This window comes from Collinsella aerofaciens (assembly GCF_040910265.1).
GTDB classification, from domain to species: Bacteria; Actinomycetota; Coriobacteriia; order Coriobacteriales; family Coriobacteriaceae; genus Collinsella; species Collinsella aerofaciens_BK.
Window position 1 is genome coordinate 1 of sequence record NZ_JBDGAW010000042.1, and the last position, 1,573, is coordinate 1,573.

At 69.7% G+C, this 1,573-nt stretch carries 1 protein-coding gene; it reads left to right on the forward strand.

Features of this window, described 5'->3' with window-relative positions:
* The first annotated feature begins 310 nt into the window (after window positions 1–310).
* Entirely contained in the window at window positions 311–1,549 is a 1,239-nt protein-coding gene (locus AB5Z14_RS10155) for an IS110 family RNA-guided transposase (protein ID WP_368131299.1), read from the forward strand.
* Window positions 1,550–1,573: the final 24 nt, after the last annotated feature.

The window sequence follows — 1,573 nt, forward strand, 5'->3', positions numbered from 1 at the left end:
ACCTGCACTGATAATTGTTCTCGGGGGAAGCGGGCACTGCGGGGCGCGGCAACGGCGCGCGATTTCCGCGTCGCAGCGCTACCCTGATGCTGAATGCCGGGACGATGACCCACTGACCTGCTGACGCCTCTTCGGCCGTCCTCAAATCCGACCTGTCTCGCCCCGGCATCCGCGTCCCGGAGTCCTGCCATGACCTAATAGGAGCATGAGCGCGGACAATCGGACAAGCCAATTGGATTGTAGCGCTCCCGTCAGTGCAATGTCTGGGAGACCCGGGCGCGGAGCAGGCGGCAGACCGAGGGGAGCGAAAATGGAAGGCGAAACGGTCATCGCGGGCGTCGACACGCACAAGGACGTGCATGTCCTGTGCCTGCTCGACGGCCTCGGGAGGAAGATCCGGAGCGGGAGCTTCAGGGCCGACCCCGAAGGCTACGACAGGCTGGCGGAGGCGATAGGCGACCCGGGCGGCTGCCTGGTCGTCGGCGTCGAGGGCACGGCATCGTACGGGGCCGGGCTGACGAGGAGGCTCGTGGAGCTCGGGTACAACGTGGTCGAGGTGCTCAGGCCCAAGAGGGACAAGGCGAGGCCCGGCGAGGGGAAGAGCGACCCGCTGGACGCCGAGCGCGCGGCGCGCAAGGCGGCGTCCGGGAGGGGCTGCTCCGTGCCGAAGTCGCAGGACGGCTGGGTCGAGGCGGTGCGCCAGCTCTACGTCGCGCGCAGGCTGGCCGTCGCGACGTCCACGTCCTGCGTGGCCTGCGCGAAGTCGATGCTCACGACGGCCCCGGGCGCCCTGAGGGAGCGGTTCAGGGGCCGCGAGCGGCCGAAGGACCTCATGCCGCTGCTCGCGCGCGGGAGGAAGGCGGCCAGCGCGCTCGAGGAGAGCGTGCTGGCCTCGCTGCGGTCCGTCGCGGCGGTCTGGAAGGAGGCCCGCAGCCAGGTCGAATCCCTCGACGCGCGCATCCGCGCGCTGCTGGAGGCGAACGCGCCCGCGCTGCTCGGCGTCGAGGGCTGCGGCACGACGACCGCCGCCGCCCTGGTCGTGGCCGCCGGCGACAACCCCGGCAGGCTGAAGGGCGAGGCGGCGTTCTCGATGCTGTGCGGCGTCTCCCCGATCCCCGCGTCGAGCGGGAAGACGGAACGGCACAGGCTCAACCGCGGCGGCAACCGGCAGGCGAACTGGGCGCTCTACGAGATCGCGATCAAGCGCATGGCGTACGACGAGAGGACGAGGAGGTACGTGGCGAGGCGAGCCTCCGAGGGGAAGTCCCGGAGGGAGGCGATCCGCTGCCTGAAGCGCTACATAGCGCGGGAGGTGTACCGCGTGCTCATGGACCCGAACCCCGACGGCGCCGCGCCGGAGGGCCCCGAGCTCGCGAAGATGCGCAAGGCGATGCGGGTGACTCAGAAGCAGGCCGCCGCGGAGCTCGGCCTGTCCGCAGCCACACTCGGGCACTTGGAGCGGGGGAAACGGCGGTCGACGAAACTGGAGAGGAGGTATTACGAGCTCCTGTGCGAATTGAAGGGAGCGCTCCCGCAAACTGCCTCTTGACAACTTATAGGAGCGTCGGTTTTA

What these genes read in the sequence shown, in the direction of transcription:
- AB5Z14_RS10155 (WP_368131299.1), top strand. Translation starts at nt 311, where the DNA reads ATGGAAGGCGAAACGGTCATCGCGGGCGTCGACACGCACAAGGACGTG.